12 protein-coding genes, 1 tRNA gene and 2 pseudogenes are annotated in these 15,890 nt (G+C 64.8%); 4 read left to right on the top strand and 11 right to left on the bottom strand.

Going from position 1 to position 15,890, the window contains the following annotated elements; genetic code table 11:
- Positions 1-243: 243 nt before the first annotated feature.
- Positions 244-893, bottom strand: a pseudogene (locus V8Z74_RS22625) (integrase core domain-containing protein); the annotation flags it as partial.
- An 80-nt stretch (positions 894-973) separates the two neighbouring features.
- Here V8Z74_RS22625 and V8Z74_RS22620 point away from each other — a divergent pair.
- Positions 974-1,234 (top strand): annotated as a pseudogene (locus tag V8Z74_RS22620) (IS3 family transposase); the annotation flags it as partial.
- Positions 1,235-1,271: 37 nt separating this feature from the next.
- Here V8Z74_RS22620 and V8Z74_RS22615 read toward each other — a convergent pair.
- Positions 1,272-1,565 (bottom strand): LysE family translocator, encoded by a 294-nt coding sequence (locus V8Z74_RS22615; protein ID WP_349711370.1) that lies wholly within the window; start codon positions 1,563-1,565, stop codon positions 1,272-1,274.
- Positions 1,566-1,603: 38 nt separating this feature from the next.
- Between V8Z74_RS22615 and V8Z74_RS22610 the strand changes: the two genes are divergently transcribed.
- Entirely contained in the window at positions 1,604-3,733 is a 2,130-nt protein-coding gene (locus tag V8Z74_RS22610) for a hypothetical protein (protein ID WP_349711367.1), read from the top strand.
- Between the two features lie 390 nt (positions 3,734-4,123).
- Here the strand turns inward: V8Z74_RS22610 and V8Z74_RS22605 are convergent, their stop codons facing one another.
- The 6 genes from V8Z74_RS22605 to V8Z74_RS22580 form a co-directional block, all read right to left on the bottom strand.
- On the bottom strand, positions 4,124-4,477 hold the full coding sequence (locus tag V8Z74_RS22605) for a DUF2200 domain-containing protein (protein WP_349711364.1): 354 nt from the start codon (positions 4,475-4,477) through the stop codon (positions 4,124-4,126).
- A gap of 387 nt (positions 4,478-4,864) precedes the next feature.
- A tRNA-Pro gene (locus tag V8Z74_RS22600) sits at positions 4,865-4,941 on the bottom strand.
- A gap of 105 nt (positions 4,942-5,046) precedes the next feature.
- Positions 5,047-5,742 carry an ABC-type transport auxiliary lipoprotein family protein gene (locus tag V8Z74_RS22595; RefSeq protein ID WP_245633324.1) on the bottom strand — a complete coding sequence of 232 codons (696 nt, stop codon included), beginning with the start codon at positions 5,740-5,742 and terminating at the stop codon, positions 5,047-5,049.
- 24 nt (positions 5,743-5,766) lie between these two features.
- Entirely contained in the window at positions 5,767-6,717 is a 951-nt protein-coding gene (locus V8Z74_RS22590; protein ID WP_066475279.1) for an MlaD family protein, read from the bottom strand.
- Positions 6,717-7,565 (bottom strand): ABC transporter ATP-binding protein, encoded by an 849-nt coding sequence (locus V8Z74_RS22585; protein ID WP_066475427.1) that lies wholly within the window; start codon positions 7,563-7,565, stop codon positions 6,717-6,719. The genes V8Z74_RS22590 and V8Z74_RS22585 overlap by 1 nt, the downstream gene beginning before the upstream one ends.
- Positions 7,566-7,700: 135 nt before the next feature.
- Complete coding sequence (locus tag V8Z74_RS22580) at positions 7,701-8,828, bottom strand: MlaE family ABC transporter permease (protein ID WP_349711359.1); 1,128 nt, start codon at positions 8,826-8,828, stop codon at positions 7,701-7,703.
- A gap of 448 nt (positions 8,829-9,276) precedes the next feature.
- On the opposite strand from V8Z74_RS22580, the gene V8Z74_RS22575 reads away from it, so the two are divergent.
- Both V8Z74_RS22575 and V8Z74_RS22570 read left to right on the top strand, forming a co-directional pair.
- Positions 9,277-11,007, top strand: a complete 1,731-nt coding sequence (locus tag V8Z74_RS22575) for a GMC family oxidoreductase (RefSeq protein ID WP_349711356.1) — start codon at positions 9,277-9,279, stop codon at positions 11,005-11,007.
- A gap of 582 nt (positions 11,008-11,589) precedes the next feature.
- Complete coding sequence (locus V8Z74_RS22570; RefSeq protein ID WP_066475272.1) at positions 11,590-12,348, top strand: sulfite exporter TauE/SafE family protein; 759 nt, start codon at positions 11,590-11,592, stop codon at positions 12,346-12,348.
- Between the two features lie 18 nt (positions 12,349-12,366).
- Here V8Z74_RS22570 and mrdA read toward each other — a convergent pair whose 3' ends face one another.
- From mrdA to mreC, 3 genes are read right to left on the bottom strand one after another with little or no spacing between them, the layout of a single operon-like run.
- Positions 12,367-14,316 (bottom strand): penicillin-binding protein 2, encoded by a 1,950-nt coding sequence (gene mrdA, locus V8Z74_RS22565; protein ID WP_066475270.1) that lies wholly within the window; start codon positions 14,314-14,316, stop codon positions 12,367-12,369.
- A gap of 30 nt (positions 14,317-14,346) precedes the next feature.
- A complete protein-coding gene (mreD, locus tag V8Z74_RS22560) occupies positions 14,347-14,865 on the bottom strand; it encodes a rod shape-determining protein MreD (RefSeq protein ID WP_066475268.1) in 519 nt (172 codons plus the stop codon).
- Positions 14,862-15,881: a rod shape-determining protein MreC gene (gene mreC / locus V8Z74_RS22555; protein ID WP_349711351.1), complete on the bottom strand. Its 1,020-nt coding sequence runs from the start codon at positions 15,879-15,881 to the stop codon at positions 14,862-14,864. Before mreC ends, mreD begins: the two co-directional genes overlap by 4 nt.
- Positions 15,882-15,890: the final 9 nt, after the last annotated feature.

Raw genomic sequence — 15,890 nt, 5'->3', positions numbered from 1 at the left:
AAGGTTCAGGCCAAGATCAAATTGCTGCATAGGCCGGGATGCTGCCGCACCCGGCACGCATGTGCAAGCACATGCGTTGGGGATTTATGCAGAGGTTTCTTAGCAGACATTTCTCACCTCCAGGACAGCCTTGTCAAATGCGCATGACTGGTCTGTCCTAAATTTGCACGATTCAGCCTCAAAGTATCCCTCAGCCACGGGCAAGCATGTAGTGGAATTGCCCCCCGTATGATCGGACACGGTCTATTCGCAATTGAGCGCGTGGCCGTTTGACTGGTCCTGGCACTGACGATGTTGCCTGAATTCACGCGGTGAGCGCATTTTCAGGCCCGAATGGGGGTGCACCTCATTGAAGTGCTCGAACGCCGCTAGCAACTGGGCCAGAACCCGTGTGGCATCGCCGAGGTCCGTTCTGCTCACTTAATCACGCCGGAAGGTCTTCACGAAACTCTCAGCCATGCCGTTACTTTGTGGGCTACATACCGGTGTGTTGACGGGCTTCAAACCCAAGGAGCGAGCAATTCAACGGGTGTCGTGGGACACCGTTGTCCGTTAAAAACTCCAGTTGGTGGTCCTCGGGAATGACCTCTACCGTGCCAAAGCGCTTCTCCACGGCTGATGAGCATCTCTCGAACAGGCTCTCCGAGCAGCCCCCTGCCTGACCAGGCGCGCCAGGCCATGATCTCTCGATCACAGCAATGCTTGGCAAAGGTCGCTGTCACGATCTCACCGGAGTCACACCTGATCTCAAAGCCATCAGAGCACCAACGCTGATCGCTTCTCGGTACCGTCACCTTGCCTTTATGCGGCCGATTCGACTGCTTCAGACGGGGTGCTTTGGGCAGCAACAGGTGAGCCTGTGCCATGACTCGATAGGCACGCTTGGCGTTGACTGTTGATTTCCACGCAGAAGTGACCCACTAACCCCCGGGAGGGGGTGCGGACGAAAACTTGGACTACTAGAAGGTAGTTCATGTATTCCTACGAAGACCGAATCCGAGCCGTTGAGCTGCACATCAAGCTGGGCAAACGCACCAGCCCGACCATCAGACAGTTGGGGTACCCGACCAAGAATTCATTGAAAGGTTGGTATCGGGAATATCAGCAGCGCCAGGACTTGCCTAAAGGCTATGCGGGGCGTGAGCCCAAGTTCTCTCAGGCGCAGAAGGCTGCCGCCCTTGAGCACTACCTAACCCATGATCGATGCATCGCGGCCACGATGAGGGCTCTGGGTTAGGCGTTCTGGACAGGCATGGCCGAGAAAGCGAAGGCTAAATGAGGTGCCACACCAGAGCATTGACCAACACCAGGGCCACGGATGCTGCCAGCAACTCGGCGGACGGATTGGACGGTAGTGCCGTGGCGAACACGCTGCCAAAGAACAGGGCCGACTTCGGATTGAGGATGTTCGTCAGGAACCCCATGCGAAAGGCAGCTAACGGGCTCACGCCATCAGCCGCACCCGTCGCATCAATCTGCTGGCTACGCCATAGGCGCACGGCCACATAGAACAGATACAGGCCACCCGCGCACTGCACTACGACTCGCAAAGTGGGCAGGGTCAAAAAAAATGGCTCCGACAGCCGCAGCGGACGAAGCGGCGATGGCATTTCTAGACGGAAAACCGGCGGGTCAAGGTAAGCGCAAGTGGAGTGGCGGAGATCGACAAACAGCCTTCTGGAACTCGGAGTTTCTGAAGGACCTACCCGCAGATGTGTGGCGCCAAGAGACACTTGGCTTGGCCTTAACGCGTTACCTTGGCCAAGACCGGTTGGCATTCCCTGAGATCGTGGCGCAGGCAGCCACAATCGCTCCCGACGTGCTTGTGTGGGCTGCCCGCCACTCTGGCCTTGTGATGCGACAGGATTCTCCACGTTGGTTGGAGATCTGCGGACTGGATACAACTCAGCATGAAGCGCTCGCTGAACTGAAGCGCGTGTTTCACATATTCCGGGAAGCTCATCAAGTGCGGCAAGAGGAAGTGGGGCGTCTTCGCAAGCCATTGTCCGAGCTCGCTCCTCTGGATTTGCTGGTTTATGCCAGCCTTTTCGCCTTTGAGCACCAGATACCAGACTTGGTCTATGGTCGGTCCCAACCGGAGGTGCCCGATGCTCAGGAAGCGTGGGATGCCATCGACGACATATTGGCCTGGAAACTCTCCAACTGCGATCCGTCCGATGTGCAGTTGACTGAAATGTCTATCGCCTCGTCATTGAGGCAGCATCTGATTCCATTTCTATTCCGGTCTGAGGAGAGGCCGCGACACGATTGCTATCAGGCGTTTCTTGAATTGCTGGGCGCGCAGGTCGAGCTGAACGCATTCGTAGGTAGATCCGCAGACGCCTTCAGTTACGACGACTCCATTCGATTTGAGCGAAATGGAGATCGCCTTGAGATCGTCGAGGCGGATGCCGATGCCAGAACTGCATGGCGTCGAGATGGCAAGAAGTTCGACCTTTTGCACCAGTACTGGTTGTATCGGGGAATGGATGCCGTCATGGCCGATCCTGACCTGCTAGGCCGCGTAAGTCCTGCGCACCTTGAGGTCAATCTTCAGGCCCTGGCCAAGGCGAAAGGCACATGGCTTCGTTTGCAAGAGGTCTATGGCATGGCCGAGCAGGTGCGAACAGACGCGGACTCATCTGCAGCGCTCTTTCATGTGCTGATGGCGACCGAGCTGATGACGGCCTTTTTCATTGAAGACTACCTCAGGCCCTATCAGCAGTACCTTTCCGAGACAGGAAATTCTTTTCTCGCCTTGGGTCGGTTGGCATTTGGCGGCTTGCTTCAGCCCGACATGCAAAACCGCTTCCCGCTCACCTGGTCGGATCGAGCGGCCAAAGTTGATCGCATTAAGCCTTGGACGGCTACGGCAGAGCATCCAAGTGGCTCCGCACGATCTGCAGAGGCAATCCTGGACTTCATGACATGTGACTGGGCTGCGATGGCAAAGCAGTTGCGCGACGGTGATGCAACGTTGCGTCCCCGCTGGCAAGAGCGTCCCTTGTTCAAAATGGGGCGACTCTCGCTCCAGCTGCCCTGGATGATGGCTGTACAGAACAACTCTGCGGCAGTCATCAATAACCTTCGACGGTTGGGTGCCCGAAGAAATGAAGCCAAGGAAGAGACCCGTCGAATTGAAGAACGGCTCGGAGCGCTTTTCAGAGAGCGTGGATTCGACGTGCTTGTCGGTTACGAGATCCCCGCACTGGATACAGAGGATACCAACGCAGGGGAAATCGATTTGATTTGTGCCCGAGACGGGCATGTATTTGTCTTGGAGCTCAAATCAACCTACCAACGCCGCTCAGTGAAGGAGGCGTGGGCACATCGAACTTCTACGCTGCGAAAGGCAGGTTTGCAGTTGAGCAGGAAGGTCCCCGCTGTCCAGCGTGCGCTTGGGCGGGACATGGAATTGACGGCTGCGCTCGGTCTCGTGAACAGCCAGTCCACGGTCACGGCTTGGATCGTTGATACCTCGATCGAATGGGATCACCAACAGTTCCGAGGTTTCCTCAAGGTCTCTCTAGAAGAGGTGCTGATTGCGCTGCGAGACGACAGGCAGCTTCTAAATGACCCGCATAGGCTGTTTGCTGGAAATGCGGGCCTTGATCAGGGGGCGGAGGAATATGCGGAATCAGGCAAAGACGACACCATGTATCCGGATGGGTTCTCTGCCGGGCGGTTTGTTGAGGTGATTGAGACGGCTGCTGTATGGGCGGGCATCCTTTGAACGTTGCCAAGCCTGTCGGAGACAAGGACCCATTTTTTACTCCCGAAAGCGAGTTCCGCACTCACTAAACTGTAGTGGCGCAAAAACCGCACCGACGAATGTAGAGTGGCGCCGGCCTCTAAACACCAATGGCGCAGTTTGGGGGAAACTGAAGTAAATCAACGACTTACGCCTTCTTGGTTTCTAAAGTTAACTGGCGTTCCGCAAGTTCCACGTCATTCGTGGGATGGAAAACGGCCTGGTATTGGCAAGCACAGCGTGCAGGCCTGGATCAATGAGCCAGGCCGCAGGCGTCAGGGAGGGAAGCCCGAATGGGGGCGAAACCCCGCAGGGGTCCGATGCCCAGCACGACAGCCCGGCGGCGGCACGCCGGGACGCCTCCACCCGGCATCAGCGCAGAATCTTCTCCATGGCCTTGCCCTTGGCCAACTCGTCGACCAGCTTGTCCAGATAACGGATCTTCCGCATCAGCGGGTCGGGCACATCTTCCACGCGCGCGCCGCACACCACGCCCTCGATGAGTGCCGCATTCGGATGGATGGCCGGCGCCTGAGCGAAGAAGGTTTTGAAGTCGCTGTGCTGGTCGATACGCGCGTCCAGCCCGGCTTGGTCGTAGCCCGTCAGCCAGCGGATGATCTGGTCCACCTCATCCTTGGTGCGCCCCTTGCGCTCCGCCTTCTGAACGTAGAGCGGATACACGGACGAAAACGCTGTCGTGAAAATTCGATGCTCGGCCATCTTCATTGCTCCTGCGAATCGAAGGGGACGGCGAACAGCCAGGCCACGGTATGGAGGAGGATTCGCCAGACGCCGTCTGGCGAATGGACTCAATTTTCGTATCAGCGATACGACAATCTGCTAGACCTCCAGGCACCCCATTGCACCCTGAGGTACCCGGCCTTGCCTTGAAGATACATCGGCACAGGGCCGTGCCGCCGTCAACATGTGCAAACAACTGCAGCGAGTCCGGGCAAGCCCCAGGGTGTCTCACGCACCCCACAAGCCTTGACAATCCGCAGGAGCCCAATCCGGTTTACCCCTGGGTTTACCCCTCAGCCCAAATCGCCCTCGGACAAAGAAAAACGGGTTACGGCATTTCTGCTGTAACCCGTTGATTTCATTGAGAAAAAATGGTCGGCGTGGCGGGATTCGAACTCGCGACCCCTTGCACCCCATGCAAGTGCGCTACCAGGCTGCGCTACACGCCGAAGCCATCGATTATAGCGCCATCTGCGCCCGGTTTTGGAAAAACTGCCGCGTGCCGCAAAAATTCCTGCCAAACGGCTCACGCCCGGCCCGCCGCAGGCAGCCCATCAATGGCCCAGCCCCTGCAGCCAGCGGTTCATCTGCGCCAGCGCATCGTCAGTGGCGGCTGCCAGGGCCCGGGCGCCGCCCGCAGCGTCGGCCGTGCCGGCCGGCACCTGGGCCGTGAAGACCTGCTGCCCCAGCAGGATGTTGCCGATCCGCGTCTGCGCGCCGATGAGGCTGGCCCGCAGCTGCACCACGCCCCTGCTGGAAGTGGCCGAGTCGAAAACCTGGCTGAACTCCTCCACATCGACCCGCAACGTGGCCACGGGCAGGTTCTGGCTGGGCAGGCTGACGCTGTCCTGGCTGCCCAGCAGGGCCCGCTGCCCCCCCAGGCGCGCGCGCAGCCGCTGCTGCACCAGCTGGGCCGGAGGCTGGCTCCAGCGTGCATGCTGGTACGGGCGCAGCTCCTGGCCGTTGGCATAGGCCAGCCGGTAGTACATGGACGACAGCCCTTCGGGCAGGCCCGGCGACTGCACATCGGCTAGCACCAGCGGGGGCAGCTGCACCGCGGCCTGGGAAACCGGCGCGGCCTCCACCAGGCCCAGGTCGTAGCGCGTGGACTGGGCCGGCGGGCTCGGCAAGGCCGAGCATCCGGCCAGCGCCAGCAGCAGGGCCGCCAGCGCCAGGGGACGGGCCGCCCCCCGGACGCCGGCATTCCGGGACGCCGCCCCGGCGTTCAAGCGTGTGCGTTGCATCACCATGCGTATTCCTCTTGTCGGTATGGGTTAGCGGGCGCCGGGTGCCACAAAGCCGGGCTCCCCGGGGCCGGGCATGCCGGCGCCCGGGCCGTAGATCACGGCCTGCGGGTTGTCGCTGAAGCGGCTGGCGGCGCTGCCCATCTGGCGGGCTGCGCGCGAAACATCGTCGGCCGCGCGGTTCGCGCGCGGCACGGTGCTGCGGCCCAGCGATTCGGCCGCCGCGGCCAGCGCCTGGGTGCCTTGCGAGATGCTGGCCAGCGGACCGCCGGGCGCATTGACCTGGCGCACGGTCGTCTGCAGCTCGCTGGCGGCCCCGCTGGCGGCGTTGCCGGCCTTGGTCAGCGCCTGCATCGTCTGCTGCGCGTCCGTGGCCAGCTGGGGCAGCTGCCTGGCCGTCTTGTCCAGCGAGGCCGACAGCTGCTGCACGCCGGCGGCGGCGGCGCCGATGTTGTCCAGCGCCTGACTCACCCGGCGCTGGTTGTCGTCGTCGAGCATGGTCACGATGCGGCGCGAAATCTCGTCCACGCGCTCGAGCAGCACCGGCCCCTGGTCGGCCAGGATGTTGAGCGGCGAGGACTTCATCGGCAGGCGCGGCAGGCCGCTGGGGCCGGGCTTGGGCACTTCCTGGGGCTTGCTGTCGTCGTCGAGCTGGATATGCGCCAGGCCCGTCACGCCCTGGTAACCGAGCATGGCATAGGTGGCGGGCGTGACGGGCGTGTCCTCGCCCACGGCGATGCGGATCAGCACATTGCCCGGCAGCTGCGGATCGAAGCCGATGCGCACCACCTTGCCCACGGGAACGCCCTTGTAGCGCACGGTGGCCTGGGGCTGCAGGCCGCTGACGCCGTCCTTGGTGGACATTTCATAGAGTTGGTACTGGCGGTTGTCGCGCGTCAGCCAGACCGCCAGGCCGGCCAGCAGCGCTGCCACCACCAGCACGAAAATGCCGGCCGCCATGGCATGGGACTTGTTTTCCATCAGCTTTCCTCCGCGGCCGCGCCGCCTTGCACCGGGGTCATGGCTCTGCGGCCACGCTCTCCCTGGAAAAAGTGTTCGATGAACGGGTGCTGGACCCCGGCGACATCGCGCGGCGCGCCGGTCACCAGCACCTTCTTCTCGGCCAGCACGGCCACGCGCGTGGACAGGGCGAACAGGGTGTCCAGATCGTGGGTGACCATGATGACGGTCAGGCCGAGTTCGCCATGGACTTCGCGCAGCAGATCGCAGAACTCGTCCGAGCCCTTGGGATCCAGCCCGGCCGTGGGCTCGTCCAGCAGCAGCAGCGGCGGATCCATGATGAGGGCGCGCGCCAGCGCCACGCGCTTGATCATGCCGCCCGACAGATCGGCCGGCATGCGCATCGCATGCTCGGGCTTGAGGCCCACCATCTGCAGCTTGACCATGGCCGCGTCACGCACCACGGAATCGGGCAGCGTCCCTTGCTCGCGCAGCGCGAACGCGATGTTGTCCAGCACGTTGAAGGCCGAATACAGCGCCCCCTGCTGGAACAGCATGCCCACCTGGCTTGCCGCCCGCTCGCCGTTGATGACCTCGTGCGAGGGACGGCCGCCGATGGTGACCGTGCCGCGGGAAGGCGTCAGCAGCCCGAGGATCTGGCGCAGCAGCACGGTCTTGCCCGTGCCCGAGCCGCCGACCAGCGTCAGGATCTCGCCCGGGTACACATCCAGGTTCAGATCCTGGTGCACGGCAAAGCGCGACTCGCCCGAGCCGAACTCCGTCCACAGGTCCGTGACCTGCACCAGCGGCCGCGCATCCTGCGGCGGCTCGTAGCCACCGACAGCACCGTCGATCCGGCGGTTTTGCATCACCTCAGCCATTCGCGAGCCCTCCAAAACTGGCGCGCCCCATGCCAGGGACACCGAGCAAGGGCCGCCCCGCAGCGAAGGTGTCGTCCCCCTTCCAGGGGGGAGCAGCGAAGCTGCTCAGGGGGTATGTCATTTTTAAAACCCCACATTCCTGAACAGGATGGCGAAGATCGCATCCACGATGATGACCATGGTGATGGACGACACCACCGATGCCGTCGTGCCCTGCCCCAGGCTCTGGGTATTGGGCTCCACCTGCAGGCCCCAGTGGCAGCCGATCAGCGCGATCATCACGCCGAACACCATGGACTTGCCCATGGCCAGGCCCAGGTTCGCCACGTTGACGGCGGACGGCAGGCTCTGGGCGAAATAGGACGGCGTGATGCCCATGGTCAGGTCGGCGGCCAGCATGCCGCCGGCCAGCGCGGCCAGCGTGGTCCACAGCGCCACCAGCGGCATGGACACGGCCAGCGCCAGCGCCCGCGGCAGCACCAGCCGGAAGCCTTTGGAAATGCCCATGACCTGCATGGCGTCCAGCTCCTCGGTCACGCGCATCACGCCGATCTGGGCCGTGATGGCCGAGCCGCTGCGGCCTGCCACCAGGATCGCGCCCAGCAGCGGCCCGAGCTCGCGGATCAGCGAGATGCCAAGAATGTTGACGATGAAGGATTCGGCACCGAACTGGCGCAGCTGCAGCGCCATCAGGTAGGCCAGCACCACGCCGATCAGAAAGCCCACCAGTGCCGTGATCGGCAGCGCCGTCGCCCCCGTGGCATACAGATGGCCCGAGATGTCGCGCCAGGGCCCGCGGCGCGGATTGCACGCCAGCCGGACGGTATCGAGCAGCAGCTGACCGATGAGCTCGATCAGGCTGCGGAAATGCCTGCAGGCATTGATCACCAGGCAGCCCAGGGCATCGATCTGCGTTGCCAGGCCCGCCGGCTCGGGCCGGGGCGCCGGCACGTCGCTGAAGCGCGCCACCCGCTCCAGCATGGCGCGCTGGGCCGGCTGTGCCTGCAGCTGCGCGGGCCAGCGCCGGCCCCAGTGCTCCCACAGCAGCTGGGCACCCACATGGTCCAGCCTCTGCAGGCCCTGCAGGTCCCAGCCGGCACCGGCAGGCGCCGCCGCCAGCTGCGCGCGCAGCCTGCGCCAGATCTCGCGCTCCCCCAGCTCGGCGGCGCTCCAGCGGCCTTGCGGCACCGCCCACTGCGCGCCGTCGCGCGCCTGCACCGGGCATCGAGGTAATTGGTCTGAGCTAGTCAAAGAGTGACTTCCTTGGACAAACAAACATGCGGCTTATACAGGACCGGGAAAAGGTGCGGCGGGCCCGGGCTGCGGCCGGCGGCTGCAGGCAACGCTCCCGCAGAGTATGCCCGCGCGTCCCCCTGGAAGGCCCCCGGGCAGAGCGCAGGATAACGCGCCCGCGCCGGCAGGCATCTGGAACATGGCGGCAGGCGGCGTAGGCCTGCGCCTTGGCCGCCGGGCCGGTGGATGAGGATTTTCAATCAAAAACGGCTGTATTGCTTGCCCATCAAGCGCTGGCAGCTATGCAAACAGGAGTCCGCGCGCTTTCCCTATCGACAGAAGTTTTGTGCTTTGCACAATCGTTGCAGGAACTTGCGCCGTGCACCACCTGTGCCGCGCAAGCCGTGTTGAGCCTCCACGCAAGGACTACCCAGGGCTTGGCCTGCCGCAAGCCCGCTTTTGTTTCATGAGCGACACCACGTTTGACTACATCGTCATCGGCGCCGGCACGGCAGGCTCGCTGCTTTGCAACCGCCTCACCCGCAACCCGCAGCACCGCGTGCTGCTCATCGAGGCCGGCCGCAAGGACGACTACCACTGGATCCACATTCCCGTCGGCTACCTCTACTGCATAGGCAATCCGCGCACCGACTGGCTCTACCAGACCGAGCCCGACCCCGGCCTCAACGGCCGGCGCCTGCGCTATCCGCGCGGCAAGACCCTGGGCGGCTGCTCCAGCATCAACGGCATGATCTACATGCGCGGCCAGGCCCGCGACTACGAGCAGTGGGCCGACCTCACGGGCGACGACACCTGGCGCTGGGATGCCGTGCTGCCGGCCTTTCGCCAACACGAGGACCACTGGCGGCTGGATGCCGGCGGCAACGCCAACGAGGAGTTCAGGCGCCTGCACGGCAGCAAAAGCACCGGCGGCAGCGGCGAATGGCGCGTGGAAAAGCAGCGCCTGCGCTGGGACATCCTCGACGCATTCGCTCAGGCCGCCCAGCAGGCCGGCATTCCGGCCACCGACGACTTCAACCGCGGCACCAACGAAGGCGTGGGCTATTTCGAGGTCAACCAGAAGAACGGCTGGCGCTGGAACACGGCCAAGGCCTTTCTGCGCCCCACCTGCTACGGGCGGGCCAACTTCGAGATGTGGACCTCGGCCCAGGTCAGCCGGCTGCTGCTGGAAGACCTGCCGGGCGGCGGCCAGCGCTGCACCGGCGCCGAGGTCTGGACGGGCCGGGAAATGGTGACCGTGCATGCCGAACGCGAGGTGCTGCTGTGCGCGGGCGCCGTCAACTCGCCGCAGATCCTGCAGCTGTCGGGCATCGGCCCGGGCGAATTGCTGCAGCGCCACGGCATTGCCGTGCGCCGCGACCTGCCCGGCGTGGGCGCCAATCTCCAGGACCATCTGCAGATCCGCTCGGTCTACAAGGTCCAGGGCGCCAAGACGCTCAACACCATGGCCGCCAGCCTGGTGGGCAAGGCGGCCATCGGCCTCGAATACCTGCTGCGCCGCAGCGGGCCCATGAGCATGGCGCCTTCGCAGCTGGGCGCCTTCACGCGCAGCCGCCCCGGCCTGGCCCACCCCAACCTCGAATACCACGTGCAGCCGCTGTCGCTCGAAGCCTTCGGCGAGCCGCTGCACCCGTTTCCGGCCTTCACGGCCAGCGTCTGCAACCTCAACCCCACGAGCCGCGGCACGGTGCACATCCAGGGCCCGGATTTCCGCCAAGCTCCCGCGATTGCGCCCAACTACCTGTCCACCGCCGAGGACCGGCAGGTGGCAGCCGACAGCCTGCGCGTGACGCGCCGCATCGTCGCCCAGCCTGCGCTGGCGCCCTACCAGCCCGAGGAATGGAAGCCCGGAGTGCAATACCAGAGCGACGAGGACCTGGCGCGGCTGGCGGGCGACATCGCCACCACCATCTTCCATCCCGTGGGCACCACCCGGATGGGCCGAGACGGCGACCCCCTGGCCGTGCTCGACAGCCGCCTGCGCGTGCGCGGCGTGCAGGGCCTGCGCGTGGTCGACGCCGGCGCCATGCCCACCATCACCAGCGGCAACACCAACAGCCCCACGCTGATGATGGCCGAAAAGGCCGCGGCCTGGATTCTGGAAGACAGCCGCAGCGCGCCGGCGCAGCATGCCGCGCTGCATCCTCCGGCCACGGAAATCGCCGAGCCTGCATGATGCAAAAGGACACAAAAAGGCCGGACGAGCGCGCCCATCGGTATTCAAAAGAAACAGGGCTGTAGCGCTTACCAGTATTGCGATGCATGCTCCTCTTTTTGAATACCTGATGAATCGTTGCGGCAAAAGGCCTGTATCCGCGCGCAAACGTCAAAGTTTTTCGTCCAACCCGAGGGAATTCCCCAATGCACCATGTAGGTGCAGGGCTTACATTCTCGTCACTCTCGCTGCTCCACGAAGCAGCATGGAGGGGCCGAGGAGACAACTCGACACAACCAGATCAACATTCCATAAAAGCATCAAAGATGCATTCAAAGCGCCCTCGTGGCGCTTTTTTATTGCCCCGCCGTCAGCATCCCATCGCGCGGCAGCCCTGGCTCCAGGCGGGATACCGAAGAACACTCCATCAGCGGGCACAGTCGCTTGCCAGGTGCGACAATCGCCGCCGTCATCCCTGTCTGCCCCAACGGCGCGCCCCGCCGGCGGTGCCCCGTGGACAGGCATTCTCTGCACCGCAAGAGTGCATGGCCTTCATCCATGCCTTGCCGTGCCAGTCCCTGCATCACCTGTAAGCACCTACTCATGGAATGGATTGTTGTTTCGCTGGCCTCCGCGCTGGCCGGCTTTGTGGACGCCATCGTGGGCGGCGGCGGCCTGATACTGCTGCCCGCGCTCTTCGCCACCTACCCCGCGGCACCGCCGGCCACGCTGCTGGGCACCAACAAGAGTGCTTCGGTCTGGGGCACGGCCATGTCCACCTGGCAATATGGCCGCAAGGTGCAGCTGCCCTGGCGCGCCATGATGCCTGCGGCCCTGGTGGGCGCCCTGGGTTCCTTCCTCGGCGCCTGGGCCGTGACCCAGATTTCGCCGGACTTCCTGCGCAAGCTGCTGCCGCTGGTGCTGGTCGGCGTGCTCGCCTATACGCTGGCGCGCAAGGACATGGGCCGCACGCATGTGCCGCGCTACAGCGGCCGCACCGAGACCGTGATCGCCTGCGCCATCGGCCTGACCATCGGTTTCTACGACGGTTTCTTCGGCCCCGGCACGGGCAGCTTCTTCGTGTTCCTGTTCGTGCGCCTGATGGGCTACGACTTCCTGAACGCCTCGGCCTCGGCCAAGCTGCTCAACCTGGCCACCAATCTCGCGGCCCTGTCGCTGTTTGCCATGAAGGGCCATATCTGGTGGCACCTGGCCCTGCCCATGGCCGTCGCCAACGTGCTGGGCGCCACGCTGGGCACGCACATGGCCCTGCGCCACGGCACGGGCTTCGTGCGCGGCATCTTCATCGCCGTGGTCAGCGTGCTCATCCTCAAGACCGGTTACGACGCCTTCCTGCGCTGACGCCCCGGCCGCGCCGGTTCAGGGCGCGCTGTCGTCGGGCTCGACGGGAATGTCCTCCACGCGGCGCGGCGTGCCTATCGGCGACTGGGCCTGCCCCTTGCGCATGGCGGCCATGTCGGCCTCGCTGGGATATTCGCCCAGCAGCCAGTAGTCGATGATGCGGCGCGCGATCGGCGCCGCCGTGGCCGCGCCGAAGCCCGCGTTCTCCACGATCACGCCGACGGCGATCTTGGGGTCGTCGGCCGGCGCGAAGGCAATGTACAGCGCATGGTCACGCTGGCGCTCGGCCAGGCGCGCGGCATTGTATTTTTCCTTCTGGCCCACGGTGATCGCCTGGGCCGTGCCGGTCTTGCCGCCGGCGCTGTAGCGCGCGTTGCCGAACGAACCGCGGCCCGTGCCGCCCGTGACCACGGACACCATGCCGCGCTTGACCGCGTCGATGTTGGACTGCTTGTAGCCCAGCCGGACCGGCGCGGGCTGGGCGATGTCCGAGCGCATGCCCGTGACCGGATCGATCAGCACCTTGCCCACGTGCGGCGTCGTGCTCACGCCGTTGTTGACCAGGGCCGACAGCGCATGGGTCAGCTGCAGGATGGTGAAGTTGTTGTAGCCCTGGCCGATGCCCAGCGAGATCGTCTCGCCCGCATACCACTGCTGCTGCGCCGGGCGCTTGTAGGTGTTGCGCTTCCATTCCCGGCTGGGCAGCACGCCGCGCACTTCGCCGGGCAGGTCGATGCCCGTGATCTGGCCGAAGCCCAGCGGCTTCATGAAGTCGTGGATACCGTCCACGCCCAGGTCGTTGGCCAGCGTGTAGAAGTACACATTGCTGGAGTGCTGGATGGCCCGGTTCAGGTCCACGGGCCCCAGCGCATGGCCCGAGCGGAAGGTGTGGCCGCCGAAGGTCCAGGAGCCGCCGTCCTGGATGATGGTCTGCGGCGTGCGCTTGCCCATCTCCAGCCCGGCCAGTCCCATGAAGGGCTTGTAGGTCGACCCCGTGGGATAGGTGCCGCGCAGCGCGCGGTTGAGCAGGGGGCGGTCGATGGATTCGTTGAGCGCCTTCCAGTTCTCCTGGTCGATGCCGTCCACGAACAGGTTGGGGTCGTAGGTGGGCTTGCTGACCATGGCCAGCAGCTCGCCGTTGCGCGGATCCATGGCAATGGCCACGCCGCGGCGGTCGCCGTACAGGTCCTCGACCATCTTCTGCAGCTTGATGTCTATGGACAGCTGCAGGCTCTTGCCCGGCGTCGCGGGGCGGCTGCCCAGCTTGCGCACCGCGTGGCCGCCGGCCGAGGTTTCCATTTCCTCCCAGCCGGTCTGGCCGTGCAGCTCCTGCTCGTAGCTCTTTTCGGCGCCCAGCTTGCCGATGACCTCGGTGCCGCGGTAGTTGGCCGCGTCGTCCGAATCCTCGATCTCTTCCTTTTCCTTCTGGTTGATGCGGCCGATGTAGCCGATGATGTGGCTGGCCGTCTCCTTCATCGGATAGGTGCGGAACAGCCGCGCCTTGATGTCCACGCCCGGGAAGCGGTAGCGCTGCGCCGCGAAGCGCGCCACCTCCTCGTCGCTCAGACGCGAGCGGATCGGGATGGACTCGAAGCTCTTGGAATCGTCCATGAGCCGCTTGAACTTGCGCCGGTCGCGCGCAGTGATCTCCACGATCTCGGACAGGCCGTCGATGGTCTCGTCCAGATTGCCCACCTTGGAGCGCGTGATCTCCAGCGTGTAGGCCGAATAGTTGGTGGCCAGCACCACGCCGTTGCGGTCCAGGATCTGGCCGCGGTTGGGCACGATGGGCACCACGGCCGTGCGGTTGCTCTCGGCGCGCTCGGCCAGTTCCTCATGGCGCTCCACCTGCAGCACCAGCAGGCGCGAAACCAGCAGACAGAACGCGAGGAACACCACCACGCTCATGACGATGGCGCGCAGGCGAAAGCGCTGCAGCTCGGCCTCGGTGTTGCGGATCTCCATCATGGACGGCAGCCTCAGTATCTCGGGCCGGGCTTACAGCGGACGGTTTTCGTCGCTGTCGGGCGGACGGCGCTGCGGCGCCAGCAGCAGGCCGCTGACCAGAGGCCACAGCAGGGTCTCGATCACGGGCGCCACCAGCAGCATGGGGCCGGGGAAGATGCCGCCGGCCACCACGCGCAGCAGCACCTGGATGCCGTGCACGGCCGCGAACAGCGGCAGCAGGTGCAGCGCCTGCACCGGGCTGGAGAACCACGACAGGCGGCGGCTGGCCGCGCCCGCCACATACATCAGCAGCGTGTAGGCCAGCGCGTGCTGGCCCAGCAGCGAGGCACGGTCCACATCCATGAGCAGGCCCAGGGCGAAGCCCGTGCCCATGCCCACGCGCTGGGGCTGGTTCAGCCCCCAGAACGCCAGCAGCACCATCAGCAGGTCAGGCAGCCAGACGATGCGGCCCAGCGGCAGCATGTTGAAGGCCAGCGCGATCACCAGCGTGACCACAATGAACAGGGGATTGACCGGCAGCAACAGCTGCTGGCCGCGCGGCATGATCATGCGGGGTCCTTTGCAGGCTGGGCCGGCGCGGCGGCGTCGCCGGACTTGCCGGACCTGCCCTTGTCAGACTTGCCGTCCTTCTTGCCTTTGGCGGCATCCTTGGCCTTCTTGTCGGCGGCCGCCTGGGCGGCCTGCGCCTCGGCTTCAGGATGGACGGCGCGGTTGAGCGGCTGCAGCACCATCACATGGCGCACGCCCTGTACACGGCCCACGGGCTCGCAGTAGATGCGCGTGAAGGCCGAGTCGGCCCGGCGGTCCACCGTGACCACCTTGGCCACGGGCAGGCCCGGCGGGTACAGCCCGTCCACGCCGCTGGTGGTCAGCAGGTCGCCTTCCTGCACATCGGCATTGCTGGGCATGAAGCGCAGCTCCATGCCGCCGCTGCGCGCCGGCGAGGGATCGCCGTAGGCCACGCTGCGCGCACCGGTGCGCGGATTGAACACGGGAATGGCCTGGTCGCGGTCGATCAGCAGCGAGACCTCGGAGCGCGTCGCATAGACGCGCGTGACCTGCCCGACCACGCCTTTCTCGTCGAGCACGGGCGAGCCCGGCGCAATGCCGTCCGTCTCGCCCTTGTCGATCACGACGCGGCGCGTGTAGGGGTCGGGGCTGTCGTAGATCACTTCGGCCGCCTGCCCGGGCTGGGTCATGCGCTCGCGCAGGCCCAGCAAGGCACGCAGATGCCCGTTTTCCTCAAGCAGCTCCTCGGCCAGCTCGGCGCGCTGGGCCATGGCCACCAGCTCCTTGCGCGCCTCGTCCTCCTTGCGCACCGCCTGCTGCTGCACCTCGGCATAGCGGCTGGCATTCTGGTAGGCCAGCACTGGCTGGGCCACCAGCCATTGCACGGGCGAGAGCACAGTGGATACCGCGATGCGCGCCGGCTCGGTGATCTTGAAGCGCGCGTCGGCCACCATCAAAAACAGCGCCAAGGCGCTGTACAGGGCGAGCTGCGAAGGGCGTGACGCCCTCTGCTTGAACAAAGAGGGCGCAGAGTGATCCAGTGTATCCAGGGGCATGCGCGGTCC

This window comes from Comamonas sp. w2-DMI (assembly GCF_040187735.1).
Lineage (GTDB): Bacteria > Pseudomonadota > Gammaproteobacteria > Burkholderiales > Burkholderiaceae_C > Comamonas > Comamonas terrae.
The sequence above is the reverse complement of the archived record's forward strand: the minus strand, read 5'-3'. Positions and strand labels throughout refer to the sequence as shown.

Bases quoted from the DNA above. Each gene is read 5' to 3' on its own strand.
- V8Z74_RS22610 (WP_349711367.1), top strand. From the start codon at position 1,604: ATGGCATTTCTAGACGGAAAACCGGCGGGTCAAGGTAAGCGCAAGTGG.
- V8Z74_RS22605 (WP_349711364.1), bottom strand. From the start codon at position 4,477: ATGAAGATGGCCGAGCATCGAATTTTCACGACAGCGTTTTCGTCCGTG.
- V8Z74_RS22595 (WP_245633324.1), bottom strand. From the start codon at position 5,742: ATGGTGATGCAACGCACACGCTTGAACGCCGGGGCGGCGTCCCGGAAT.
- V8Z74_RS22590 (WP_066475279.1), bottom strand. From the start codon at position 6,717: ATGGAAAACAAGTCCCATGCCATGGCGGCCGGCATTTTCGTGCTGGTG.
- V8Z74_RS22585 (WP_066475427.1), bottom strand. From the start codon at position 7,565: ATGCAAAACCGCCGGATCGACGGTGCTGTCGGTGGCTACGAGCCGCCG.
- V8Z74_RS22575 (WP_349711356.1), top strand. From the start codon at position 9,277: ATGAGCGACACCACGTTTGACTACATCGTCATCGGCGCCGGCACGGCA.
- V8Z74_RS22570 (WP_066475272.1), top strand. From the start codon at position 11,590: ATGGAATGGATTGTTGTTTCGCTGGCCTCCGCGCTGGCCGGCTTTGTG.
- mrdA (WP_066475270.1), bottom strand. From the start codon at position 14,316: ATGATGGAGATCCGCAACACCGAGGCCGAGCTGCAGCGCTTTCGCCTG.
- mreD (WP_066475268.1), bottom strand. From the start codon at position 14,865: ATGATCATGCCGCGCGGCCAGCAGCTGTTGCTGCCGGTCAATCCCCTG.
- mreC (WP_349711351.1), bottom strand. From the start codon at position 15,881: ATGCCCCTGGATACACTGGATCACTCTGCGCCCTCTTTGTTCAAGCAG.